Below are 24754 nucleotides of genomic sequence, written 5' to 3'. Positions count from 1 at the left end.
CGGGGTATACGCTAGCGGGGGGAACTTCCCCCGAAGCGCCGGGGTTGTTGCGCTGCGGTTGGGCGCGGCACCGGGCGGGCCACGCGGTACGGCGGGGCGGGAATCTTGCTATGCAGCATCGGCCCCGGCAGGGGCTTGCGGGGGAGGCGGGGCGACGTGCGGGACAGCTTCGCCCCCGGCCGGCGGGGCAGGGTGGCCGTCAGGTTCGAACTCGTGGTCGGCGCGGTTCATGCGCCAGGCGTAGAGCGCGGCCATCGCCACGTAGACGATCAGCGCCCCCTGGGCGCCCACCCAGAACGAGAAGGGCCAGCCGAAGAAGTCGAAGCGCAGCTCTCGCGCGTACCAGCTCACCACGAACGACACCACGAACCACACTACCAGCAGCGCGCCGATCCAGCGCCGGTTGTGGCGCCACGCGCGGCGCTCCTGCGGCGACATGCGGTCGCGCGGGGGCTTTCTCATGCCGGCTCCCCGGTGCCGGTGCCGCTCTGGGCGCGGCGCAGCGTCACGCGCAGCCGCGTGCCGGCCAGCCGGGGCGACGGCTGGTAAACGTGATCGTCGATGGCCACCTCGCCGCCATGTTGCTGCACGATCTCGCGCACGATGGCGAGGCCCAGCCCACTGCCCTCGGTATTGGTGCCGAGCACGCGGTAGAAGCGCTCCATCACCCGTTCGCGCTCGGACGGGGCGATACCCGGCCCGGTGTCCTCCACATCGAGATAGGCGAACGGCTCGAACGGATCGGCCGCCACGCGCACGGTGGCATGGCCGCCGGACGGCGTGTAGCGGATCGCGTTGTCCAGCAGGTTGTTGAGCATCTCGGTCAGCATCAGGCGGTTGCCGGTGATGGTCACCGGGTGGTCGTCGGCTTCCAGCCCCAGGTCGATGCGGCGCGCCCACGCCTGCGGCAGCCAGTCCTTGACCACCTCACGCGCCAGCGCGGTGAGGTCCAGCGGCGCCATGCCGCCCGCGCCGGCCAGGTTCTCCATGCGCGCCAGCGAAAGCAGCTGCGTCACCAGGTGCGCGGTGCGTTCGGAACTGCCGGCGATCTGCGCCAGCGAGCGGCGCAATTCCTCGGGCGACTGCTCGCGCTGCGCCAGCTCGGCCTGCATGCGCAGCCCGGCCAGCGGCGTCTTCATCTGATGCGCGGCATCGGCGATAAAGCGCTTCTGCGTCTGCACGGACTGGTCCAGTCGCGCCAGCAGGTCATTGAACGATGCCACCAGCGGCGTGATCTCCTGCGGCGCGGCGGTCTCGTCGATGGGGCTCGTATCGCCGGGGTTGCGCGCCCGGATGCGCTGCTGGATCGCGGTCAGCGGCGCCAGCCCGCGCGTGAGGCCGAACCAGACCAGCACCACGGCCAGCGGCAGGATCACGAACTGCGGCAGGATCACGCCCTTGATGATTTCGTTGGCCAGCCGCGCGCGCTTGTCGAGCGTCTCGGCCACCTGCACCAGCACCGGCTGGGAGCCGGCGCTTTTCAGGTCGACATAGGTATAGGCCACACGTACGTCGTTGCCGGCCACGCGGTCGTCGCGCAGGGACACCAGCCCGGCATGGCCCTGGTCCTCCTCGGACGGCAGCGGCAGGTCGTGGTCGCCGGCCACGTACTCGCCGCGCTTGCCCACCACCTGGTAATAGATATTGTCGGTTTCGTCGGCGCGCAGAATCTCGCGCGCGGAGAGCGGCAGCTGCAGCGTCACGCGGCCGTTCACCTCGCGCACCTGCTGGGACAGCACGATGGCGCTGGCCTCCAGCGCGCGGTCGAACGGACCGTTGGCGATGGATTTGGCGACGAGGTAGGTGACCGCAATGCTCATCGGCCAGAGCAGCAGCAGCGGGGCGAGCATCCAGTCGAGGATCTCGCCGAACAGCGAGCGCGGGGAGGGATGGGCGGACGATTCTTCCAGGTGCGGCAGGGCGTCGGCCAGCGCGGCGTCCTCCGCCGCGGCGTCGGCCAGGGTCGGCAGGGGCGGCGGCGAGTTGGGCAGGGGGGGCAGGGCCGGCGGGCGGCCCCAGCGCAGTCTCAGCAGGCGCATGCCGCCCCCGGATCAGCCATGCGCCGCCATCACCGGCTGGAACTTCTCCAGGCAGTAACCCAGGCCGCGCACCGTGGCGATGCGGATGCCACCCACTTCGATCTTCTTGCGCAGCCGGTGCACATAGACCTCGATGGCGTTGTTGCTGACTTCCTCGCCCCACTCGCAGAGGTGGTCCACCAGCTGTTCCTTGGAAACCAGCCGCCCGCTGCGCGTGAGCAGGATCTCCAGCAGGCCGATTTCGCGTGCGGACAGGTCCAGCATCTGCTCGTTCAGGTAGGCGATGCGGCCGACCTGGTCGAAGGCCAGCGGCCCGTGGCGCATCAGCGTGGCGCCGCCGCCCGCGCCGCGCCGGACCAGCGCGCGCACGCGCGCCTCCAGCTCGGACAGCGCGAAGGGCTTGGCCATGTAGTCGTCGGCGCCCAGGTCCAGGCCCTTGACCCGCTCGTCCACGCCATCGGCGGCGGTCAGGATCAGCACCGGCAGCATCGCGCCGCGCGTGCGCAGGCGCTTGAGCACCTCCAGGCCGGGCATGCGGGGCAGGCCGAGGTCCAGGATCAGCAGGTCGAAATGCTGGGTCGACAGGGCCGAATCGGCTTCCACGCCGTTGGCGACGTGGTCGACGGCGTAGCCGGAATGCCGCAGCGAGCGCGTGAGCCCGTCTGCCAGCACGTCGTCATCTTCCGCAATCAGAATGCGCATGGTTGTCTCCACCCTGTTGCCAGCATCGCACGCCACGCGGTTGCGGAACCGGTGGGGCTTGCCAAGCATACTGTTTTTTTATACAGTACCCGACATTCCGCAGGCTGCCTTGTGGGCAGCCGGGTCGGGTCGCACGCCAGATCACTTTTCAGGCCGATTTCCGTCGGAAATCGCTTAAAAATCAGGCGTCGCGCCGCATGCGGCCTATTTATACACCATTGACTGAAGGACGACCATGGACGACAAGAAGGCCGGCGCCGGCGTGAGCGCTGAGAAGCAGAAGGCGCTTGCCGCCGCGCTCTCCCAGATCGAGAAGCAGTTCGGCAAGGGCTCGATCATGCGTCTGGGCGATGGCGAGATCGAAAAGGACATCGAAGTGGTGTCGACCGGCTCGCTGGGGCTCGATATCGCGCTGGGCGTCGGCGGCTTGCCGCGCGGCCGCGTGGTGGAGATCTATGGTCCGGAATCGTCGGGCAAGACCACGCTGACGCTGCAGGTGGTGGCCGAGATGCAGAAGCTGGGCGGCACCTGCGCCTTTATCGACGCGGAACACGCGCTGGACGTGAACTACGCCGGCAAGCTGGGCGTGAACGTGGGTGAACTGCTGATCTCCCAGCCGGACACCGGCGAGCAGGCCCTGGAAATTACCGACGCCCTGGTGCGCTCGGGCTCGATCGACCTGATCGTGATCGACTCGGTGGCCGCATTGGTGCCGAAGGCCGAAATCGAGGGCGAAATGGGCGATTCGCTGCCCGGCCTGCAGGCCCGCCTGATGAGCCAGGCGCTGCGCAAGCTGACCGGCACGATCAAGCGCACCAACTGCCTGGTGATCTTCATCAACCAGATTCGCATGAAGATCGGTGTGATGTTTGGTTCACCTGAAACGACCACCGGCGGCAATGCGCTGAAGTTCTACGCCTCGGTGCGCCTGGACATCCGCCGCATCGGCTCGATCAAGAAGGGCGACGACGTCATCGGCAACGAGACCAAGGTCAAGGTGGTGAAGAACAAGGTGTCGCCGCCGTTCCGCGAGGCATTCTTCGACATCCTCTACGGCCAGGGCATTTCCCGTCAGGGCGAGATCATTGACCTCGGCGTGGATGCCAAGATCGTCGAGAAGTCGGGCGCGTGGTACAGCTACAACGGCGAAAAGATCGGCCAGGGCAAGGACAACGCGCGCGAATACCTACGCGAGAACCCGGACATCGCCGCTGAGATCGAGAACAAGGTCCGTGCGGCGCTTGGCGTGGTGGCGATGAACGCCGCTGTCGTCAGCGCACCGGCCGAAATCGAAGGCTGAGGCGGAGCTTTCTCCGCCCCTCGGAAGCCGTCGCAGATCGTGCGGCGGCTTTTTTTATTGGTACTGCACTGTCGATGACCCCCTGATGGCTGGCTCCCGCCCCCCGCTCTCGCTGAAGGCCCGCGCCGTCGGCTACCTGTCGCGCCGCGAGCACAGCCGCGCCGAACTGCGGCGCAAGCTGGCGCCGCACGCCGAGACGCCCGAGGAGGTGGACACCCTGCTGGACGCCCTCGAGCGCGAGAACTGGCTCTCCAACGACCGCTTCGTCGATAGCCTGGTCCATCGCCGCGCCAGCCGCTATGGCGCCGCCCGGGTGATGCAGGAGGCCAAGACCCATCAGCTCGGCAATGAACAACTGCATGACCTCCAGGACCGCCTGCGGGACACCGAGGTCGAGCGGGCCCGGGAGGTCTGGCGCAAGCGCTTCGGCACCGCCCCGGATTCTCCGGAGGCCAAGGCCAAGCAGATCCGCTTCATGGTCGCGCGCGGCTTCTCGCGCGCCATGGTCGGCAAGATCATCCGCGGCGCGGAAGATGACCAGTGAGATGGCAACGAGGTGTCGATTGCGCCACGTAGACCGCTGTATACCTGCGTGCGCAACAGGGATTTTGTGATCCGGCGTCCAATGTTGCGGCGCCGCACCACCGACCGTGCCGCCGGATACGATGGCCGCCCGCCAGCCCTTGTCGCGCCGTGGTTCGGCGTTGTCACCGGCGCAACAATTCGCCCCCGACATTCCGTATCGCAGGATGTTCCCGGTCAAAGCGGCGCGGCATGTTAAACTCTCCCGGTTTTCCGGCCTTGGCGGCCGTGCGGCTGTCGGCCGTCCCGCCCCGGCCGTGACGTTTGCCCCCGGTCACACCTCAACATCCCGCGTCAGCCCCAGCTGTCATGCCACTTTCCCCGCCTGCCAACCGCACCTTGCGTCATCGCCGTGCCATCACGGCGGAAGCGTATGCGCGGGAAGACGGTCTGTGGGACATCGAGGCCCGCCTTACCGACACCAAGCCACGTGACATCGAACTCGCCGGCGGCGGCATTCGCCCCATCGGCCAGCCGCTGCACGACCTCTGGCTGCGCGTGACGATCGACCTCCGCATGAACGTGGTGGATGCTGAAGCCTGCTCCGACTGGGTGCCGTATCCGACGCATTGCGACACGATCGGCCCGGCCTACCGGAAGCTGATCGGCCTGAACCTGACAAAGGGCTTCCGCAAGGCGGTGCGCGAGCGGCTGTCCGGCGTGGCCGGCTGCACCCACCTGACGGAGCTGGCCGGCGTGTTGCCGACCGCCGCCATCCAGGCGTTTGCCGGCGATGTCTTCAATGTGCGCGACGGCGCCACCGTCAACGATCCGAATCCCGAACCGCCTTACCAGCTCCATGGATGCCACGCGCTCCATTTCGAGGGCGAGGTGGTTCGCCAGTTTTACCCGCGCTGGTATGGCTACCAGCCGGCACCGAAGGCCGGCGCTGCGGCGTCATCGTCCCAGACCGCGTCACGCGTCGATGCTCCGGCATCGGGCGACGACACCCTGGCCCACCGGCCCAACGGAACCTCGGGCTGACCGTCACGGTCCGCCCACAGGAACAGCGAGAGACGAATCGTCTCCCCCATTTTTCCCATCCCTTTACGCCTACCCGAAAGGAAACACGCATGAATATCCATGAGTATCAAGGCAAGGAAATCCTGCGCAAATACAATGTGCCGGTTCCGCGCGGCATCCCGGCTTTCTCGGTTGAAGAAGCCCTGAAGGCGGCTGAGCAGCTCGGCGGTCCGGTGTGGGTCGTCAAGGCACAGATCCACGCAGGCGGCCGCGGCAAGGGCGGCGGCGTGAAGGTGGCCAAGAGCATCGAGGACGTCAAGACCTACGCCACCAACATTCTGGGCATGCAACTGGTGACGCACCAGACCGGTCCGGAAGGCAAGAAGGTCAACCGCCTGCTGGTCGAAGAAGGCGCTGACATCAAGAAGGAACTGTACGTGTCGCTGGTGGTGGACCGTGTCTCGCAAAAGGTGGCCCTGATGGCCTCCAGCGAAGGCGGCATGGACATCGAGGAAGTGGCTGCGCACAGCCCGGAAAAGATCCACACGCTGATCGTGGACCCGGCCGTGGGCCTGCAGGACGCCGAAGCCGACGACATCGCCCGCAAGATCGGCGTGCCGGACGCCAGCGTGCCGCAAGCGCGCCAGGCACTGCAAGGCCTGTACAAGGCGTTCTGGGAAACCGACGCTTCGCTGGCCGAAATCAACCCGCTGATCCTGACCGGCGACGGCAAGGTGATCGCCCTGGACGCGAAGTTCAACTTCGACTCCAACGCGATGTTYCGTCACCCGGAAATCGTGGCCTACCGTGACCTGGACGAAGAAGACGCCAACGAAATCGAGGCCTCGAAGTTCGACCTGGCCTACATCTCGCTGGACGGCAACATCGGCTGCCTGGTGAACGGCGCCGGCCTGGCCATGGCCACCATGGACACCATCAAGCTGTTCGGCGGCGAGCCGGCCAACTTCCTGGACGTGGGCGGCGGTGCCACCACCGAGAAGGTGACCGAAGCCTTCAAGCTGATGCTGAGCAACCCGAACGTGGAGGCCATCCTGGTCAACATCTTCGGCGGCATCATGCGCTGCGACGTGATCGCCGAAGGCGTGATCTCGGCTTCGAAGGCCGTGCAGCTGGGCGTGCCGCTGGTCGTCCGCATGAAGGGCACCAACGAAGACCTGGGCAAGAAGATGCTGGCCGAGTCGGGCCTGCCGATCATCTCGGCGGACACGATGGAAGAAGCCGCCCAGAAGGTTGTGGCCGCTGCCGCTGGCAAGTAAGCCGAAGCCGATACGCCAACAAATGCAAGCGCGCGGTGCGCAGGCCCTGCCCGCGCCGCGCGACGCCAAGCAAAGGATTACAGCATGTCGATTCTGATTAACAAAGATACCAAGGTCATCACCCAGGGGATTACCGGCAAGACCGGCCAGTTCCACACCCGTGGCTGCCGCGACTACGCGAACGGCAAGAACGCCTATGTGGCGGGCGTGAACCCGAAGAAGGCCGGTGAGGACTTCGAGGGCATTCCCATCTACGCGAGCGTGAAGGACGCCAAGCAGGCGACCGGCGCGACCGTGTCGGTGATCTACGTGCCGCCCGCCGGCGCTGCCGCCGCCATCTGGGAAGCCGTTGACGCCGATCTGGACCTCGTGGTCTGCATCACCGAAGGCATTCCCGTCCGCGACATGATGGAAGTCAAGGACAAGATGCGTAAGCAGAACAAGAAGACCTTGCTGCTGGGTCCGAACTGCCCGGGCCTGATCACGCCGGACGAGATCAAGATCGGCATCATGCCGGGTCACATCCACCGCAAGGGCCGCATCGGCGTGGTGTCGCGCTCGGGCACGCTGACGTACGAAGCCGTGGGCCAGCTGACCGCGCTGGGCCTGGGCCAGTCGTCGGCCGTGGGCATTGGTGGCGACCCCATCAACGGCCTGAAGCACATCGACGTGATGAAGATGTTCAACGACGATCCCGACACGGACGCCGTGGTCATGATCGGTGAGATCGGCGGCCCGGACGAGGCCAACGCCGCGCACTGGATCAAGGACAACATGAAGAAGCCGGTGGTTGGCTTCATCGCCGGTGTGACGGCGCCCCCGGGCAAGCGCATGGGCCACGCCGGCGCGCTGATCTCGGGTGGTGCGGACACCGCCCAGGCCAAGCTGGAAATCATGGAAGCCTGCGGTATCACGGTGACCAAGAACCCGTCGGAGATGGCCCGCCTGCTGAAGGCGATGCTGTAAATCATGCGTCACTTCCCGCGCCATGGCGTGCCGATTCGGGCGCCTGACGTGTGGTGATTGCATCGCATTGCCCCCGCTCGCCCGGGGGCAATGTCATTCTGGCGAGACGCTGACCTAGGGTATTTCCCGAGCCGCCTGCCGGAAGGTTGAAACCGAATCGTAAGGTTCGTGCGATACATCTCCATGTCTGTAAGTTCAGACATCCAAAAGTTCGCAGTGGCGCCGCCTGCCGGGCGGTTGGCGAACGTGGAATAAACCTAGAAATTCGAGGAGTCTTGCCGTGGAATTGCTGTCGAGCAGCGCATTTTGGATTGCGCTGGGATCCATCATCCTGACCAATATCGTGCTGTCCGGCGACAACGCCGTGGTGATCGCGCTCGCCTCGCGCAATCTGCCGCCGGCCCAGCAAAAGAAAGCCATTTTCTGGGGCAGCGCCGCCGCCATCATCATGCGCGTGGTGCTGACCGTGGCCGCCGTGAAGCTGCTGACGCTGCCGTACCTGAAGATCGTCGGCGCCATCCTGCTGGTCTACATCGGCGTGCAACTGCTGACCGGTGATGACGGCGAGGAAGGCCACGACGCCAAGGACAACATCTGGCAAGCCATCCGCACCATCCTGATTGCCGACCTGGTGATGTCGCTGGACAACGTGGTGGCCGTGGCCGCCGCCGCACAGAAGGGCCCCGAAGGCAGCCAGCTGATGCTGCTGGTGCTGGGCCTGGGCCTGTCGATTCCGCTGATTGTGTTCGGCAGCACCATCCTGCTGAAGGTGATGGAGCGCTTCCCGCTCATCATCGTGCTGGGCGCCGCGCTGCTGGGCTACCTGGCCGGCGAGATGCTGGTGAGCGACCCCGTGGATGCAGAGTGGTTCCAGGTGCATGTGCCGCACGCCCATCTGGTGTTTGGCTTGGTCGGGGCCGTGCTGGTGGTGCTGGTGGGCAAGCTGCTCAAGCGCCGGAGCGCGCAGGTGGCCTGACCCCCTGACTCGTAGTCTCGTATTGCCTGAAACGGGCGGCCGATCTGGCCGCCCGTTTTTCTTTGGTGGCGCCGCTACAACAGGGCGCTGTGGGCGCCCGCGCCACGAATTCCTGTGGATTTCCAAGCAATTCCCACAAGCCTGTGGGAATTGTCGGAGATCAATCGGAATAGGGGGCTGACCTCCCGATCATGGGTGCCGTGCCGGTGCGCAATGCCGCGCGGCACGGACATCAACCATCACCATGAAAAGGGTCAATATGCAACGCAAGCCTTCCGCACGCCGCCATCGCGGCTTCACGCTGATCGAACTGATGATCGTGGTGGCGATCATCGGCATCCTCGCCGGGGTCGCCATTCCACAGTATCAGGACTACGTGGCGCGCTCGCAGTTCGCCGAGGGACTGAGCCTGGCGTCGGGGCAAAAGCCGGCGGTGATCGAAACGTTCTCGTACGGCGGCACCTGCCCCAGCAACGCCAGCGGGGCGGCGGATGGGATCCCGCTGGCGACCAGCATTGTCGGGACGTACATCAAGAGCGTGGTCACGGGCGGCACGCCCACGGCAGCGGGCGGCTGCACCATCGTCGCCAACTTCAAGGACGCCGGCATCGCCAAGGGGCTGGTCGGCAAGTCCTTGACGCTGCGCATGACCGGCGCGGACCAGGGTGCCGTGGCGTGGCAGTGCGAATCGGGCGCTGAACGGAAGTACCTGCCCAAGGCGTGCAGCCACGTGGCGGCGGCTGCGGCGCCGGCCTGATCTGATGACGGCGGCTGATCGGGGGTGGGAGCGCTCCCATCCTCGGTCAGCATCGAAAAAATCGGGCCGAAATGCGCCATTTATGGTGCATTTCCATCAGAGTGAATCAACGTCCGGCGGCTTGCGCGCGATCAAATTCATGGCGCGCAGCCCGCCACAGCATACGACCCCAGTCATCGCGTCGATGACGACAACCAGAAAGGGGGTCCTATGCAACACACCAACACTTATCCACGGCGGTCTGGCCGTCTTGTGCGCCGGACCATGCGCGCCGGCTTCACGCTGATCGAACTGATGATCGTTGTGGCGATCATCGGCATTCTGGCCAGCCTTGCCATTCCGCAGTACCGCGACTACGTGGCGCGGGCCCAGTTCGCCGAGGCGCTGACGCTGGCATCGGGCCTGAAGACGTCGCTGGTGGAGGCCTACGTCAGCTCCGGGTCGTGCCCGGACAACAAGACGGCCAATAACTCCGGCCTGCCGCTGAGTTCGACCATCAATGGCCGGTATGTGGCATCGGTGGAAACCAAGGCCAATGGCGTGGTGGGCGACTCCGGCGGTTGCGTGATCACGGCCCGGTTCCGGAGTGACGTCTCGCAGGCGCTGGCCGGCAAGCATGTGGAGTTGGAACTGAAGGGCTCCGAGGGCTCGTTCACCTGGGATTGCTTCTCCAACGTGGACCACAAGCTGATGCCGAAGTCCTGCAGCGTGAGGGGATCGAGTTCCACCTCGGCCTGAGGCGGTGCGCCATGGACCGCCGCAAGCGCCATGCACGGCAGGCGGGGTTTTCGCTGATCGAGCTGATGATCGTTGTGGCGATCATCGGCATCCTGGCCAGCCTCGCCATGCCGCAGTACCGCGCCTTTGTGGCGCGCGCCCAGTTCGCCGAGGGGCTGTACTTGCTGGGCGGATTGAAGGTCTCGGTGCTGGAGGCATATGTGCTTTCCTCACAATGTCCGGACAACACCGGGGAGAACGATGCCGCCTTGCCGYCGGCTGAAACCATTAACGGAAAGTACGTGGAGCGCGTGGTGGCCCAGTCCATGGGCCAGGTTTCAGACGGCGGCGGGTGCTTTCTCCGGGCGTACTTCCGGGAGGATGCATCGCCGCTGCTCAGGGGCAAGTTCGTGGAGTTGGAGTTGAGTGGAACCGGCAAACCGTCTGAAGGCTACGCTGGCGGAGGCGCGGCTTCGTGGGACTGTTACTCGAACGCGCGCGAAAATGTGCGTCCAAAGGCATGTCGGTACCGGTGGGGGTACACCCCAGAGGCGTAGTCCCTCCCGCCCGCCTCAAAGTGCAAAACTTTGGCAGTCCCGCAGACACAAAATGTGACAAATTTTGTTGATTTGCCGTCCCTTGGAATCGTAGATCAGCCAAATTTTGTCACTCCCGCATGAGATTATCGGCATTTGCTAGCCTGGCACGCTCCCTGCTTTAGGGGTAATGCATCACATGCAAGCAGATGTTTCTTTCTGTAACGAAAATCTCATCGAGGGGTCAATCCTTATGCAACGGGTACAACAAATCAAAAAACTGGGCCGCCAAGCTCAGAAGGGTTTCACGCTGATCGAACTGATGATCGTGGTTGCGATCATCGGTATCCTGGCTGCGATTGCTATTCCGCAGTATCAGAACTATGTCGCGAAGTCGCAGGTTTCGCGTGTGGTGGGTGAAATCTCGGCACTGCGGACCGCAGCAGAGGTCTGCATTACGGAAGGCCGCACGACCCAAGGCACGGGCGTGGGCGAGTGCAACCTCGGCTCTACCAAGTCGAGCCTGCTGGCCGCCGCCGATGGACTGCCGACCGCTGACCTGACTGCAGTCGCCAATACGCTGACGGGTACTCTGGGCGCTTCCGCTTCGACTTCCATTTCTGGCACTGTAATTAGCTGGAACCGTGCCGCTACTGGCGCTTGGACTTGCACGATCGCCGGCGCTGGTGCCGGTTGGAGCGCCAGCTATATGCCCGCGGGCTGTACGGCTCCGGCTGCCCCTTAAGTCTCAAGCAAACAGCGAGCCTTTCCCTCGCCTGATGCTGATGTCTGAAAAAGCGCCTTCGGGCGCTTTTTCTTTTCCTGCTTCCGTAAGCCGCCAAGCTATCATGGCGCCTTTCCTTCCCCTCGCGCCCGCATGCCGCCATCCAGGGCTTTGCTTCCGGGGTCGGCGATCATCGCCGCCTTTACCCTCCCGCTGCTGGTTTCGAAGCACACGCTTCCGCTCGCCACCTTCTACGGCGAATGGATGGCCGGGGTGCTCGGTGTTGCGTTGGTCTGCCTGCTGGCCTTTCGGCGCTCGGCGGACACCCCCCAAGTCCCTTGGATCGTCCTGCTGCCGCTCTGGCTGATCCTGACGACAATCATCCAGTCCGCCGCCGGCATGCCCGACATCACCGGCAGCCGCTTCACCACCCAGATCGTCCTCGCCCTCGGCGCGGCCATGATGGTCGCCGCGTGGCGTCTCGGGCAGGGGTTTTCCACCGAGGAACGGGCCGAGATTGTCGATGCCCTCGCCATTACCTTCCTCGTCGCCGGGCTGCTCGGCACGTTGGCCCAGTGGATCCAGGTCTTCCATATGGAAGACCAGATGTTCGGCCTTGTTTCGGAATATTTCTACGACACCAACCGCCGGCTGTGGGGCAACCTGAACCAGCCCAACCATCAGGCGACGATCCACGGCTTTGGCCTCGTTGCCGCGATCTGGCTGGCACGGCGGGCGCGGCTCGGGTTTGCGGCGTGGCTGGCCGCCGTGCTGCTGCTCGAGTCGGGCATCGCGCTGACCGGCTCGCGCACCGGTCTTGTCCACGTTGGGCTGGCCGCCATCTACGCCCTGATCGCCGCCGCCATGGTGCGCGGCGCCCGGCGCGGGCCGAATCCGATGGCGCGCCCGCCCGGTTTGGTGCTCGCTGCCGTGCTGTTGATCGTCGGCATCGTGGTCCTGCAACCGGTCATCAAGAGCGCCGGGCAGGCATTCGATTGGCGATTGTTCGATACCGTCGCGCAACTGAAGGCCGGCGATCAGGTCTCGGCACGCGGCGCGCTGTGGGCGCATGCCATCGCCATGTTCCGATCGCATCCGCTGCTCGGCGTGGGTTACGGGGAGTTCGGCTGGGCGCAGTTCCAGCAGATGTCGCAACTGCGCGTGACGGCCGAGATGTCCCTGCACGCCCACAACGCCGTGCTCGATCTGCTGGCGAAGACGGGTTTGACGGGGACGGCGGGCGTGGGGGTGCTGCTGCTGGCGTGGCTGGGGCGTGTGGTGCGTAGTCGCCTCTGGCTCGCGGCGTCGGCGGAGCGGCCGCAGACCGTGGTGATCCTGCTCTGGCTGGCGATGGTCGGCGCGCATTCGATGCTCGAATACCCGCTCCATTACCTCTACTTCTTCCTGCCGTTCTGCTTCCTGCTGGGATGGCTGGAGCCGTCCGGCTTCGGCAAATGGCGAGTCCCCAAGCCGGTGCCGATGGTCATCGGCATCGCCTTCGTCACGGTCTCGGCCATCGTCCTGACCACGCTCTGGCAGGACTACCGCCGCGTGGAAGCGCGCGAGTATGCGAGCGATGAACGGCGCGACGGCCTGCCGATGCCGCGTCACTGGTTCCGCCAGCACGCCGCGTCGGAGGCCATCGAGCGGACCGTCATCACGGCCCAGAATGCCGCCGAATTGCTACCCGGGCACCTCGACGCGCTGCACCTGCTGCCCACCCCGAACCTGATCGGCCGCACCGCGTGGCTACTGGCGCTGACCGGCCAGCCAGAGCGCGCGCGGCTGTGGATGGATCGCCTGCGCTATTACTATCAGGGCGACGAAGCCGCACAGTTCAACACGCTGGACAAGGCTTGCGAGGAAATGGACGACGCGCACCGTCCGCGCGACTTCTGCGCCTGGGTGCGCGTACGCGCCCGGCAGGGCCACGGCTGAGCCGAAACCCAGCCAGGGCCGAAGCCGTCAGCGCACGTAACCGGGCGGCGGGGGCGGAGGATAGTAGGGCTGGTAGTTCGACGGTGGCGCCGCGTAGCTGGTGGCGCGCGGCGTGGACACCATCTGCCCGTAGACCGGCACACGGTTGCCGCTGGCGTACATGCACTGGACGTAGGCGGCGTCGTACTGCCGTTGCGACCCATATCCCGCGTTATACGAGTTCCCGGCCCCCACGGCGGCGCCGGTGAGCAGGCCCACGCCGGCCCCGATAGCCGCGCCCGAACCACCGTCGAATGCCGCCCCGGCCGCCGCGCCGAGCGCCGTGCCGATGGCCGCGCTGCCCACGGCCGCCGTGTTCGATGCCTGCTGGGCGCTTACGCCGCCCACCTGGCCGAATGCGAACTGGCGGCAGTTGTAGTCATCGCCCCGGAATTGGTCGAAGGTCTTGCCGGTGCCCGGCAGCGCCATCACGCTCGGGCCGGACGGCATGACCGCGCAGGCGCCAAGGCCCAGCGTGCCCGCCAGCAACAGGGGAAGGATGCGCGGATTCATGACGTCGCTCCCGGAACATGGCCCTGCGGCGTGGTGGACGAAGACGGCGTCGGCGGCACCCGCTGCCAGCCGGTGGGACACTCGCGGACGTACGGGTAGAAGCCCTCGGGCGAATCGCAGTGGTACCACCAGGCGTTGGGCGAGTCATTCGGCGCGCCGCTGGCCGATGGCGCGGGCACTGGATTGCCATCCGCGCCCTGTTCGATGTACTGCGGCGGATTCGGCGCCGGCACCGCGACGACGGCGGGCGGATAGTAGCCGGGCCCGTAGTAGGGGCCATAGGCATAGGGTCCCCAACCGGGCCCCCAGCCTGGACCCCAGCCGGGTCCCCATCCTCCCCAGCCCGGTCCCACGTAGACGCCCACGCCGACGCGCGCGCGCCCCCCGTGGTAGTGGCCGCCGGCCATGGCCGACGTGCTGACAGCGGCCGAGGCCACCGCCGCGAAAGCCAGGGCGATCTGGCAAAGCTTGCGCCCGTTCATGATGTGTACCCCTACCCAATGTGCTGCATGCGTGCCGGCGACATCCCGAAAGCGGCGTTTCCGGCGTTGCGGCCTGTTACCTAACCCTCAACGCTCGACCCGCCCGATCCGTGGACGGGCGGCGCCGGGCCTTGCTGGTAATTCAATACCAATTTTCCGGAAGTGGCGCCGGCGCGGGGGGCTTGGAAATGCGGCGTTACCTTTATTACGGGCGGGACAACGGGGGACAACGGGAGACACGGGGCGACAAATCAGCCCGCCACCCAATCCCCCGACTTCCCGCCATGCTTTTCCAGCAGCTTCACGTTGCCCATCACCATCCCCCGGTCCACCGCCTTGCACATGTCATAGATGGTCAGCAGGGCCACCTGCACGCCGGTCAGCGCCTCCATCTCCACCCCGGTCTGGCCGTGGGTTTCGGTGCGTACCACGCAGGCGATCGTGGAACTCGGTTCGTCCAGCGCGAAATCGACCGCCACCTTGGTCAGGCCGATGGGATGGCAGAGGGGGATCAGGTCGGAGGTGCGCTTGGTCGCCATGATCGCGGCCACCCGGGCGATGCCGAGCACGTCGCCCTTCTTGGCGGTGCCGTCGCGCACCAGCGCGAAGGTATCCGGCTGCATGGTGATGGTGCCGGTGGCCACCGCCACGCGATGGGTGCTGGCCTTGTTGCCGACATCGACCATATGGGCTTGTCCGGCGGCGTCGAAGTGGGTGAGTTGGCTCATGGCGTCAGAATTCGAGGGATGAAATAGCGCCCGTCGCAATCCGGAGAAACAACGCGGGGCAAGGGGTCTGCCGGATTGGGAACGCGCGGCGGAGGCCGCTATCATAGCAATATGCCCAAGACCTCCTGGCGCCGCCGCCTGCCCGCTCCGGCGCGCGCCGCCGACACCGCTCCCGCTGCTTTGGCCGCCCCCGCCATGCGCGCGTCACTTGCCCGTGCCGTGGCCGCCGCCCTCGTGCTGACCATGGCCGCGCCGGCCTGGCCGCAGGGCTTGACCGTGCCCGCCGCGCGGCTGGCGCCGTCCTCGCAGCAGCCGGCGCCCACTACGGAGCTGGTGCCCGACGCCAGCGATCAGGTCTACGACAATCTCAACCGCAGTGTCAGGGCGGGTCAGAAATCCGAATTCGGATTGCGGACCAACAACCCGGTGGTGGAGGGCGGCAGCCTGCAGCTCCCGGACCTCGGCGACCCGTCCACGGCATCGCTGTCGCCGGACATGGAGCGGCGGCTGGGCGACCGGATCATGCGGGATATCCGCCGCGATACCGACTACGTCTCGGACGCGCTGCTCAACGATTACCTGAACGCGCTCGGCTACCGGCTGGTGCAGGCCGCGCGCCGCCAGAACGTGGCCGGTTCGAATGGCGCGGGCACCTTCGCCACCGGCTTCGAACTGTTTGGCGTGCGGGACCGCTCGATCAACGCCTTCGCGCTGCCGGGCGGCTATATCGGCGTGCATACCGGGCTGCTGGTCCAGTCCGAGACCGAATCGGAACTTGCCTCCGTGCTCGGCCATGAAATCGGCCACGTGATGCAGCGCCATATCGCGCGCGGCATCACCAAGCAGGATGAGTCGATGTGGATCGCGCTGGCGTCGATGGTGCTGGCCGGGCTGGCGGCCACCAAGAGCGGCGATGCAGCGGCGGCGCTGGCGATGGGCGGGCAGGGCGCGGCCGTGGCCAACCAGCTGTCCTTCTCGCGCGGGGCCGAGCGCGAGGCTGACCGCGTCGGCTTCCAGATCATGACCGCTGCCGGCTTCGACCCGCAGGGCATGCCCGATTTCTTCTCGCGGCTCCAGCGCGTGACCGGCATCTCGGACAACTCGATCCCGGCCTATGTGCGCACCCACCCGCTGACCTCCGAGCGGATCGCCGACATGCAGGACCGCGTGCGCCACGTGACCGCCCGCAAGGTTGGCAACACGCCCGAGTACGAGTTCGCCCGGGCGCGGGCGCGCGTGATTCAGGCCACCACCCCCAACGACCAGCGCAACGTGCTGGAGACGTTCCAGTCGCAAGTGGCGAACGCCTCGCCGGTGCGGCAGCCGGCGATCTACTACGGCATCGCCTTCGCCAACCAGCGGCTGGGCCGCTACGCGGATGCCGAACGGGCGCTGGCCGAGGCGCGCCGGCTCTACGGCACGATTCCGTCCGCCACCTCGGGCAGTCCGATGCTGGACGTCATGGCGATCGAGCTGGCGCGCGCCGAGGGCCGTCCGCAGGAAGCGCTGACGCAGGCCAACGCCTCGATGCGCGCGTTCCCGCTCTCTCATGCCGTGGCGCTGACGTATGCCGATTCGCTGGTCGCCGCCGGCAAGCTGGGCGACGCCGTGACCTTCCTGCGCGCCCGCACGCGCGAGGAAAAGGCGCGTGCCGAATGGTGGGAGCTGCTCGCGCGCGCCTACGCGGCGCAGGGCAAGCGGCTGCAGCAGCATCAGGCGCTGGCCGAGAAGTACGCGATGGACGGGTCCTACCAGGCGGCCATCGAGCAATTGCAGATCGCCCGCAAGGCCAATGATGGCGATTTCTACTCGCTGTCCGAGGTCGATGCGCGGCTGCACCAGCTCCAGCTGCAGTTCCGCGAGGAAAAGCAGGACAACAAGGGCATGCCGAACTGAGGCTGGGCCTCAGCCAGCTTCGGCTTCCGGTGCGGGTGCAGGTGTTCGCACGAAGCCGAAGCGCGTCGGCACCTCGTCCTCGGCAATCGGTTCGATGTCGAAATCGCGCCCGGCGTGATGGAACACCCCCAGCGCCGCACCGCACCCCTCGCCATGCCAGGTGCAGGCGCTGCTGAAGGCGTCGAGGTCATGGTCGTGCAGCAGCGCGGCCTGCACCGGCGCGCCATCTCCGTCCCCATCCCCCAGACCTTCCACCGTCCCCGCCAGCACCACGTTGCCGTGCTCGTCGGCATGGCAGGCCGCCACACTGAACGGCCGCCCGGTGGTGGTGGCCAGCGCGCCGTCGTGCATCCGCACGATCCACGGCGCGTAGCCGAGCGAGACGAACACCCGCTGCGGCCCGTTCTGGAAGAACCAGGCGCCGCGCGCGTCGTGGGTGTAGTTGCGTTCGATGAAGTGGATCAGCGCCTCGTGGCGGATCGGGTCGCCGGACAGCCCGTGCTCCTGGGCGAACTCGTTGCGCAGGCGCCATTGCCCGCGCCGGTCCAGCGCCAGCCATCCGTACGCGTTCGGCACGTTGGGCCAGCGGGCCATCGCCTGCTTGACGATGTCATCCATGGTTGTCTCCTACGCCGTCTGGCGCGTTCCACCCACGCTGTCGAAGTAGTCGAGGATGCGCGTGGGCAGCCATTCGATATGGCCCGCCACCGGGAATAGCGGCAGGTGGCCCAGCACGCCGGCGCGGGGCGTCATGAAGCCGACGTGGCCGCCGTGCGCGGGCTGCTCCAGCAGCACGTCGGGGCTGACCTCGGCCTGGCTCGGCAGGTGCTGGCCGGGCAGGAAGGGGTCGTTGCGCGCGTTCAGCACCAGCGTGGGAATGCGGACCTCGCCCAGCACCGRCTTGCTGGCGGCGCGCATCCAGTAGTCGTCGGTATCGCGGAAGCCGTGCAGCGGCGCGGTGACCACGTTGTCGAACGCGTAGAGGTCGCGGCTCGCCAGCATCGTCGCGCGGTCGAACAGGCCCGGAAACTGGTCGAGCTTGGCCAGCGACTTGCGCTTCAGCGTCTGCAGGAACATCCGGGTATAGATCAGGTTGAAGCCCTGGGAGAGCGCCGCGCCGCCGGCCGCGAGGTCGAGCGGGGCCGAGATGGCCGCCGCCGCCGAGAGGAAACTGGCGCCGCGGCCTTCCTCGCCCAGATAGCGCAGCAGGGCATTGCCGCCGAGCGAGATGCCGACTGCCAGCATGTGCTGTCCTTCCGCCCGTCCGGGCTGCACCCGTTGGCGCAGCCGCTCCAGCACCCAGCGGATCTCGGCGGAATCGCCCGAATGATAAAAGCGCGGCGCGCGGTTCAGCTCGCCCGAACAGCCCCGGAAATGTGGAATGGCGCCCTGCCAGCCGCGTGCGCGCAGCGCGTCCATCAGGGTTTGGGCGTAGTGGCTGTTCGAGTCGCCCTCGAGGCCGTGGAACATCACCACCAGCGGGGCGCCCGGCGCTACCGGGTGCGTGGTCCAGTCGACGTCGATGAAGTCGCCATCGGGGGTGTCCCAGCGTTCGCGCCGGAACGTGACGCGCCGGTGCCGCGTGAAGCGGGCCGCCAGGATGGTCTGGGCATGGCCGCCGCGCAGCCACCACGGCGTGTGGAAGGTCTCGCCGAAGGGGGCGCCCAGCTTCAGGCCCATCACGTGACAGTGGTCAGTGCAGCGCCTGGCCCGGGGCGGCGGCCACGGCGGCTACCTGCACCGCGTTGGCCGGGCTGCAGTGGATGTGGGCCAGGCGCCAGCCCTCGTGGTTCTGCATCAGCACGTAGGTGGTGTGCACGTAGAGGTCCGCTTCCACGCGGTCCGCGCCAAAGCGCAGCGCCTCGGTCACGTCGAAGATCGACACGCCGAGCGAGGCATGGCTGCTGGTCTCGATGGCGTCGATCAGCACCGGCTGTTCCTCCAGCAGCAGCATGAAGGCCTGGCGCAGGTGGTCGTGGCCGATCAGGCGCTGGCCGTCGGGCATCACGCACGTGACCGAATCCTCGTCCAGCCAGAGGCGCAGCGCGCCATCGGCATCGCGCAGTTTCATGGCTTCGCGGAAGGCATCGACGATGTCTTCGGCGGAATCGAACAGTCGGGCGAAACGGGGCATGTTGGCGTGGTCAGGGTCGATGCAGGAGCTTGCGCAACTCGACGAACACCATTTCGGGTTCGATGTCCTTCAGGCAGCGCAGGTGGCCCAGCGGGCACTCGCGTTTGAAGCAGGGGCTGCACTCGAGTTGCAGCCACATGATACTCGCAGCCTGTGACAGCGGGGGCGTATGGCGCGGGTCGCTGGAGCCGAAAACGGCCACCTGGGGCCGGTTCAGTGCGGCGGTCACGTGCATCAGGCCGGAGTCGTTGCAGACGGCGGCTTCGGACAGGGCGAGCAGGTCCACCGCGTCGTCCAGCGAGGTCTGGCCGCACAGGTTGCGCACGAACGGCGCTCCGGCGACGATCTCCGCCGCGATCTCGGCATCCTTGGCCGAGCCGAGCGTGATGATCTGCGCATACGGGAACGAGCGGCGCAGCATCTGCGCCAGTTCGGCGAAGTGCGCGGCCGGCCAGCGCTTGGCCGGGCCGAACTCCGCGCCGGGGCAGAATGCGATCACCCGGGTCTGCGGCGCGATGCCGAAGCGCTCGGCCGTGGCGGCCATGCGCTCGGGCTTCACGCGCAGCTGCGGATCGGGAATGTGCTCGGGCAGGCGCCCGCCGGGCTTGAGGGCCAGCCGTGCGTAGTGCTCCACCATCGGCGGGCGCTTGTCGCGCGGCGGATTGGCGTGGCGCACGTTGAGCATGCCGAAGCGCGCCTCGCCGCGATAGCCGATGCGCAGCGGAATGCCGGCCAGAAACGGAATCAGCGACGATTTGAGTGAATTCGGCAGCACATAGGCCACGTCGTAGCCTTCGTGCTTGAGTTGCTGCGCGAACATCAGCCGGGCCGAGAGCTGCAGCTTGCCGTGCGCGAGATCGCTCGGAAACACGGTGCCGATCTCGGGCATGCGTGCGAGCACCGGCGCCACCCATTTCGGGGCGAGGGCGTCGATGACCATGCGGGGATGGCGCGCCTTGAGCAGCGCGAACAGCGGCTGCGCCATCAGCGCGTCGCCGATCCAGTTCGGGGCGATGACGAGGGCTTTTTTCATATTGTGGGTGATGCGTGGCCCGGACATGCCAACGCCCCGGGGCGCAACGCGGCCCGGGGCGGGAGGGGGGTGCGGCGGCGCGCGGCGTGGGCCGCGTGCCTCGGACGCGATCTCAGTGGTGGCCCTTCAGCACGGTGCCCGGCTTGAGCTTGTACACGGTGCCGCAGTACGGGCATTTCACCTCGCCGGTGTCGGCCACGTCCAGGAACACGCGGGGATGGTAGTTCCACGTCGGGGTGTTCCCCGTGGGGCAGTGGAGGGGCATGTCTTCAGCGCCGATTTCGACGACGGATGCGGTTTGCGTCATGGTGTTGCGTTTGGCTTGCAGGGTGACTGGCTTGTTTTAAATGATCGGGATGGCGCCGGTGCTCAGACCAGCGTCAGCCACTTCTTGTACTTCTCGTCCGTGCCGCCCACGGCGGCAAAGAACGCTTCCTGGATGCGCTGGGTAACCGGGCCGCGACGGCCTTCGCCGATGACGCGGTCGTCCAGTTCGCGGATCGGCGTGACTTCGGCGGCGGTGCCGGTGAAGAACGCTTCGTCGGCGCAGTACATTTCGTCGCGCGTGATGCGCTTTTCGCGCACCTCGATGCCGAGGTCGCGGGCAATCGTCAGGGTGGCGTCACGGGTGATGCCGTCCAGGCACGAGGCCAGGTCCGGGGTGTAGATCACGCCATTGCGCACGATGAACACGTTCTCGCCCGAGCCCTCGCTCACGTAGCCGTCGGTGTCGAGCAGCAGCGCCTCGTCGTAGCCGAGGCCGGTGGCCTCCTGGTTGGCCAGGATCGAGTTGATGTAGTAGCCGCTCGCCTTGGCGCGCACCAGCGACACATTCACATGGTGGCGCGTGAACGACGAGGTCTTGACGCGGATGCCGCGCTCCAGCCCCTCTTCGCCCAGATAGGCGCCCCACGGCCAGGCGGCGATGGCCACGTGGATGGTGTTGCCCTTGGCGGACACGCCGAGCTTCTCGGAGCCGATCCAGACCAGCGGGCGGATGTAGCACGACTCGAGATTGTTGGCCCGCACCACCTCGCGCTGGGCGGCCTCGAGCGTCGCTTCGTCGAACGGCATGGCCATCTGGAAGATCTTGGCCGAGTTGAACAGGCGGCGCGTGTGCTCCTTGAGGCGGAAAATCGCGGTGCCGGCCGGCGTCTTGTAGGCGCGCACGCCCTCGAATACGCCCATGCCGTAGTGCAGGGTGTGCGTCAGGACGTGAATCTTGGCATCGCGCCACTCAATCAGCTTGCCGTCCATCCAGATCTTGCCGTCGCGATCCGCCATCGACATGGTTGTCTCCCTCTGCACCAGAAATGTCACAAGGCCGCCATTGTAAGCCGCGCGCCCTGATGTGCCAACGCGGCCGGGCGGGGGGACTACAATCGCCGTTCCGATCCTCCCGGCCTCTCTTTTTACCCCTTTTGCCCTTGTCCGCGCTCCCCACCACCCCCGACGACGATCACCGCTGGCAGGAAGCGCTGGGCGAACTGGCCGCGCTGGCCGGCGCGGAAGCCCCTGTCGAGGGCGGCCGGCGCCGCCTGTTGTGGGCGCTGACCGTCGATGCCGATGGGGTGCCGGGGCTGGTGGAGCCGCTGGAGCAGGCCTACGGCCCGCGCGGCTGGGGCAAGCCCCGGCCGATCCCGCTGGCGCGGGTGGCCGAGGATGACACTCTGGCGCCGTGGGACGCCCGCGTGGCCCGGGCCATCCGCCGCGACCGCTCGCGCAACCGCCGCCATGTGCTGGACCGCGCCGCCGCCGTGATGGCGCTGGTGGGGCACCCCGGGGTGGTGCTGTCCCACGCGCCGACTGTGCTGATGGAGGTCACCGAGGCCGCGCCCACGCTGGAAGCGGTCCGGGAGGTTGGCAACGGCGGCGACCGCTACGTGCTCCGCATCGCCCCCCCGCTGCGTCCCGCGCCCGCCATGGAAGACTTGCTGCCCCCTGCCGCGCGCGAGGAAGCCGAGGCGCTGCGCCAGATCACGGTGCTCCAGGACGGCCCACGCCGCCTCCGCGTGATCCGCTTCTCCGCCGCACAGCAGCAGGCCGCCCGCCTGATTGCCGATGGGCTGGCCGTGCCCGCCGACGCCCACGCCCGGCTGGACACCACGCTGCGCGCGCTGGCCGGCCATTTCCAGATCCATGCCGACAGTTCGGGCGAAGCCCGCCTGCGCGAGCCGGAAACCCGCCTGCGCGCCGAAGTGGCGCCGGTGGGGCGCGGCATCGGCCTGCGGCTGGTGGTCACGCCGCTGGGCCCGATGGGGCCCCGGCTGGCGCCCGGCGCGGGCCGCGCGCAGCTGATGGCGACCGTCGCCGGCGAAGCGATGGCCACCGAGCGCGACCTGGACGCCGAGCTGGCCCACGTGGCCGAAGTCTTCGCCGCGCTGCCGTTCCTGGTCGAATCCTCGCCGCCCGGCGGCGAATACACCTGGACGCTGGACGATCCCGAAGACGCCCTGACCGCCGTGGAGATGCTGCCCGGCCTTGCCGGCGTGATCGACCTCGAATGGCCGCGTGGCCGCGAGATCCGCCTGCTGCCGGCCGACCTCCCGCAACTGGCCGTCAGCGTGGAAACCGGCAGCGAGTGGTTCAAGCTCGTCGGCCATCTGCGCGTGGCCGAGGGGCTGGTGATGTCGCTCGAGAAGCTGGTGGCCTGGGCGCACGGCCACGCCGGGCGGTTCATGCCAATGGGGCAGGGCGTCTACGTGGCGCTGACCGGGCAGTTGCGCGCCCGCCTGCGCGACCTCGCCGGGGTGGGGGATGCCATGCGCGATGGCATCCGCGTGCCGCTGGTGGCCGCGCCCTGGCTGGACGACGTGCTGGCCGGCGCCGGCGTGGACCCGGATGCGCACTTCCGCACCCGCGTGCGCCGGCTGCGGGCCGCGCGGGAGGCGGACGCCGCCGTGCCCGCCACGCTGGCGACCGAACTGCGTCCTTATCAGGAAGAAGGCTACCGCTGGATGATGGCGCTGGCCGAGGCCGGTTTCGGCGCCTGTCTGGCCGATGACATGGGGCTGGGCAAGACGCTCCAGTCGCTCGCGCTGCTGCTGGCGCGCGCCGCCGACGGCGCGGCGCTGGTCGTGGCGCCGACCTCGGTGTGCGGCAACTGGGCCGCCGAGGCGCGCCGCTTCGCCCCCACGCTCAACGTCCATCTCTATGCCGAGGGGGACCGCGTGGCCATCGTCGAGCAGGCCGGCGCCCATGACCTCGTGATCGTCTCGTACCAACTGCTCCAGCAGGCGCGCAAGGATTTCGGCGCGCGGCGCTGGCACACGGTGATCGCCGACGAGGCGCAATCGATCAAGAATCCGTCCTCGCGCCGCGCGCAGGCCATGTTTGCGCTGGCCGCCGACTGCCGCGTGGCGCTTTCCGGCACGCCGATCGAGAACCGGCTGTCCGAACTCTGGGCCGTGATGCGGTTCTGCAACCCGGGGCTGCTCGGGTCGCTGGTCCGCTTCAACGAACACTTTGCCAACCCGATCGAGCGCAATGGCGCGCGGGAGCCGCGCGTGCGGCTGCGGCGCATGATCGCGCCGTTCGTGCTGCGGCGGACCAAGGCGCAGGTGCTGGACGAACTGCCGCCGCGCACCGAACTCGTGATCCGCGTGGAGCCCGAGCCGGCTGAGGCCGCCCACTACGAGGCCCTGCGCCGTCAGGCGCTGTCCGAGGCCGAGCGCGCGCTGCTACGGCCGCCCGCCAGGAAGGGCCGCAAGGCACAGCCGGCAGCGCCGGCCGAACCCGACGCCCGCATCCACGTGCTGGCCCAACTGATGCGCATGCGCCGCGCCGCGTGCGACCCGCGTCTGGCCACGCCCGAGGTGGCCGCGCCGGGCGCCAAGGTGCGCGCCTTCGCCGAACTGGCCGCCACGCTGGCCGCCAACGGCCACAAGACACTGGTGTTCAGCCAGTTCGTCGATTTCCTCCAGTTGATGCGGCGCGCGCTGGATGAGGCCGGACTGGCCTACCAGTACCTGGACGGCGCCACGCCGGCCGGCGAACGCACGCGCCGCGTGGCCGCGTTCCAGGGTGGGGCGGGCGATGTCTTCCTGATCAGCCTGAAGGCCGGCGGCTTCGGCCTGAACCTGACGGCGGCCGACTACATCGTGATTGCCGACCCCTGGTGGAATCCCGCCGCCGAGGATCAGGCGATGGGCCGCGCGCACCGCATCGGCCAGCAGCGGCCGGTCACGGTCTACCGGCTGATTACCGCCGGGACCATCGAGGAACGGATCGTGGACCTCCACCAAGGCAAGCGCGCCCTGGCGGACGGCGTGCTCGACGCGACCGATGGCGAAGCCACGGGCCGCGCCGCCGCCTTGCCCGACATCGACGAACTGGTCGGCCTGCTGCGGCGCTAATCTCCTCTCGCACCAAACGGTATACCAAAGCGCTCCCGATGATGGTGCAGCGCACACGCGCCCGCATGCGCCCATCCCCCGAAAAGCCGCATCCTGC

General features: G+C 67.4%; 25 protein-coding genes. 13 read left to right on the top strand and 12 right to left on the bottom strand.

What is annotated here, in order from left to right; translation table 11 throughout:
- Positions 1-108: 108 nt before the first annotated feature.
- Genes AC1DP9_RS15445 through AC1DP9_RS15435 form a run of 3 tightly spaced genes read right to left on the bottom strand, consistent with a single transcriptional unit; the run spans position 109 to position 2741 of the window.
- Entirely contained in the window at positions 109-462 is a 354-nt protein-coding gene (locus AC1DP9_RS15445) for a DUF4212 domain-containing protein (RefSeq protein ID WP_477107829.1), read from the bottom strand.
- Positions 459-2039: a sensor histidine kinase gene (locus AC1DP9_RS15440; protein ID WP_092291987.1), complete on the bottom strand. Its 1581-nt coding sequence runs from the start codon at positions 2037-2039 to the stop codon at positions 459-461. Before AC1DP9_RS15440 ends, AC1DP9_RS15445 begins: the two co-directional genes overlap by 4 nt.
- Before the next feature lie 12 nt (positions 2040-2051).
- Positions 2052-2741, bottom strand: coding sequence for a response regulator (locus AC1DP9_RS15435; protein WP_092291989.1), 690 nt, complete (start codon positions 2739-2741; stop codon positions 2052-2054).
- Between the two features lie 235 nt (positions 2742-2976).
- Between AC1DP9_RS15435 and recA the strand changes: the two genes are divergently transcribed.
- From recA to AC1DP9_RS15380, 11 genes are all read left to right on the top strand, one after another.
- The gene (gene recA / locus AC1DP9_RS15430) at positions 2977-4041 is read left to right on the top strand and encodes a recombinase RecA (protein ID WP_092291991.1); all 1065 of its coding nucleotides are present in this window, start codon (positions 2977-2979) and stop codon (positions 4039-4041) included.
- An 85-nt stretch (positions 4042-4126) separates the two neighbouring features.
- Positions 4127-4585 carry a recombination regulator RecX gene (gene recX / locus AC1DP9_RS15425; RefSeq protein ID WP_477107828.1) on the top strand — a complete coding sequence of 153 codons (459 nt, stop codon included), beginning with the start codon at positions 4127-4129 and terminating at the stop codon, positions 4583-4585.
- Between the two features lie 347 nt (positions 4586-4932).
- A complete protein-coding gene (locus AC1DP9_RS15420) occupies positions 4933-5607 on the top strand; it encodes a DUF2889 domain-containing protein (RefSeq protein ID WP_477107827.1) in 675 nt (224 codons plus the stop codon).
- An 89-nt stretch (positions 5608-5696) separates the two neighbouring features.
- On the top strand, positions 5697-6863 hold the full coding sequence (sucC, locus tag AC1DP9_RS15415; RefSeq protein WP_092291997.1) for an ADP-forming succinate--CoA ligase subunit beta: 1167 nt from the start codon (positions 5697-5699) through the stop codon (positions 6861-6863).
- 84 nt (positions 6864-6947) lie between these two features.
- Positions 6948-7829 carry a succinate--CoA ligase subunit alpha gene (sucD, locus tag AC1DP9_RS15410; RefSeq protein ID WP_092291999.1) on the top strand — a complete coding sequence of 294 codons (882 nt, stop codon included), beginning with the start codon at positions 6948-6950 and terminating at the stop codon, positions 7827-7829.
- A 280-nt stretch (positions 7830-8109) separates the two neighbouring features.
- On the top strand, positions 8110-8805 hold the full coding sequence (locus AC1DP9_RS15405; protein ID WP_092292001.1) for a TerC family protein: 696 nt from the start codon (positions 8110-8112) through the stop codon (positions 8803-8805).
- Positions 8806-9064: 259 nt separating this feature from the next.
- A complete protein-coding gene (locus AC1DP9_RS15400; protein WP_477107826.1) occupies positions 9065-9562 on the top strand; it encodes a pilin in 498 nt (165 codons plus the stop codon).
- Between the two features lie 210 nt (positions 9563-9772).
- Complete coding sequence (locus AC1DP9_RS15395; RefSeq protein ID WP_441644813.1) at positions 9773-10300, top strand: pilin; 528 nt, start codon at positions 9773-9775, stop codon at positions 10298-10300.
- A gap of 11 nt (positions 10301-10311) precedes the next feature.
- A complete protein-coding gene (locus AC1DP9_RS15390; RefSeq protein ID WP_477107825.1) occupies positions 10312-10836 on the top strand; it encodes a pilin in 525 nt (174 codons plus the stop codon).
- Between the two features lie 232 nt (positions 10837-11068).
- Positions 11069-11560, top strand: a complete 492-nt coding sequence (locus AC1DP9_RS15385) for a pilin (RefSeq protein WP_477107885.1) — start codon at positions 11069-11071, stop codon at positions 11558-11560.
- Positions 11561-11692: 132 nt separating this feature from the next.
- Positions 11693-13477 (top strand): PglL family O-oligosaccharyltransferase, encoded by a 1785-nt coding sequence (locus AC1DP9_RS15380; protein WP_477107824.1) that lies wholly within the window; start codon positions 11693-11695, stop codon positions 13475-13477.
- A gap of 27 nt (positions 13478-13504) precedes the next feature.
- Here AC1DP9_RS15380 and AC1DP9_RS15375 read toward each other — a convergent pair whose 3' ends face one another.
- The 3 genes from AC1DP9_RS15375 to moaC form a co-directional block, all read right to left on the bottom strand.
- Positions 13505-14029: a hypothetical protein gene (locus AC1DP9_RS15375; RefSeq protein ID WP_092292011.1), complete on the bottom strand. Its 525-nt coding sequence runs from the start codon at positions 14027-14029 to the stop codon at positions 13505-13507.
- Complete coding sequence (locus tag AC1DP9_RS15370; RefSeq protein ID WP_477107823.1) at positions 14026-14511, bottom strand: hypothetical protein; 486 nt, start codon at positions 14509-14511, stop codon at positions 14026-14028. The genes AC1DP9_RS15375 and AC1DP9_RS15370 overlap by 4 nt, the downstream gene beginning before the upstream one ends.
- Before the next feature lie 251 nt (positions 14512-14762).
- Positions 14763-15239, bottom strand: coding sequence for a cyclic pyranopterin monophosphate synthase MoaC (gene moaC, locus AC1DP9_RS15365; protein WP_441591752.1), 477 nt, complete (start codon positions 15237-15239; stop codon positions 14763-14765).
- A gap of 111 nt (positions 15240-15350) precedes the next feature.
- On the opposite strand from moaC, the gene AC1DP9_RS15360 reads away from it, so the two are divergent.
- Positions 15351-17135: a beta-barrel assembly-enhancing protease gene (locus AC1DP9_RS15360; protein WP_092292017.1), complete on the top strand. Its 1785-nt coding sequence runs from the start codon at positions 15351-15353 to the stop codon at positions 17133-17135.
- Between the two features lie 9 nt (positions 17136-17144).
- Here AC1DP9_RS15360 and AC1DP9_RS15355 read toward each other — a convergent pair whose 3' ends face one another.
- The 6 genes from AC1DP9_RS15355 to AC1DP9_RS15330 all read right to left on the bottom strand — a co-directional run bounded on the left by AC1DP9_RS15355 (position 17145) and on the right by AC1DP9_RS15330 (position 21592).
- Positions 17145-17753, bottom strand: coding sequence for a DUF2946 family protein (locus AC1DP9_RS15355; RefSeq protein WP_092292019.1), 609 nt, complete (start codon positions 17751-17753; stop codon positions 17145-17147).
- Between the two features lie 9 nt (positions 17754-17762).
- Positions 17763-18815, bottom strand: coding sequence for a YheT family hydrolase (locus AC1DP9_RS15350; RefSeq protein ID WP_477107884.1), 1053 nt, complete (start codon positions 18813-18815; stop codon positions 17763-17765).
- A gap of 13 nt (positions 18816-18828) precedes the next feature.
- A complete protein-coding gene (locus tag AC1DP9_RS15345) occupies positions 18829-19269 on the bottom strand; it encodes a YybH family protein (RefSeq protein WP_092292023.1) in 441 nt (146 codons plus the stop codon).
- A 10-nt stretch (positions 19270-19279) separates the two neighbouring features.
- A complete protein-coding gene (waaF, locus tag AC1DP9_RS15340; protein ID WP_092292025.1) occupies positions 19280-20302 on the bottom strand; it encodes a lipopolysaccharide heptosyltransferase II in 1023 nt (340 codons plus the stop codon).
- Between the two features lie 112 nt (positions 20303-20414).
- Positions 20415-20609 carry a zinc-finger domain-containing protein gene (locus AC1DP9_RS15335; RefSeq protein WP_092292027.1) on the bottom strand — a complete coding sequence of 65 codons (195 nt, stop codon included), beginning with the start codon at positions 20607-20609 and terminating at the stop codon, positions 20415-20417.
- A 62-nt stretch (positions 20610-20671) separates the two neighbouring features.
- Entirely contained in the window at positions 20672-21592 is a 921-nt protein-coding gene (locus tag AC1DP9_RS15330) for a branched-chain amino acid transaminase (protein ID WP_092292029.1), read from the bottom strand.
- 137 nt (positions 21593-21729) lie between these two features.
- Between AC1DP9_RS15330 and AC1DP9_RS15325 the strand changes: the two genes are divergently transcribed.
- Entirely contained in the window at positions 21730-24657 is a 2928-nt protein-coding gene (locus AC1DP9_RS15325; protein WP_477107822.1) for an SNF2-related protein, read from the top strand.
- Positions 24658-24754: the final 97 nt, after the last annotated feature.

This window comes from Cupriavidus sp. 01L43, from assembly GCF_056399925.1.
The sequence above is the reverse complement of the archived record's forward strand: the minus strand, read 5'-3'. Positions and strand labels throughout refer to the sequence as shown.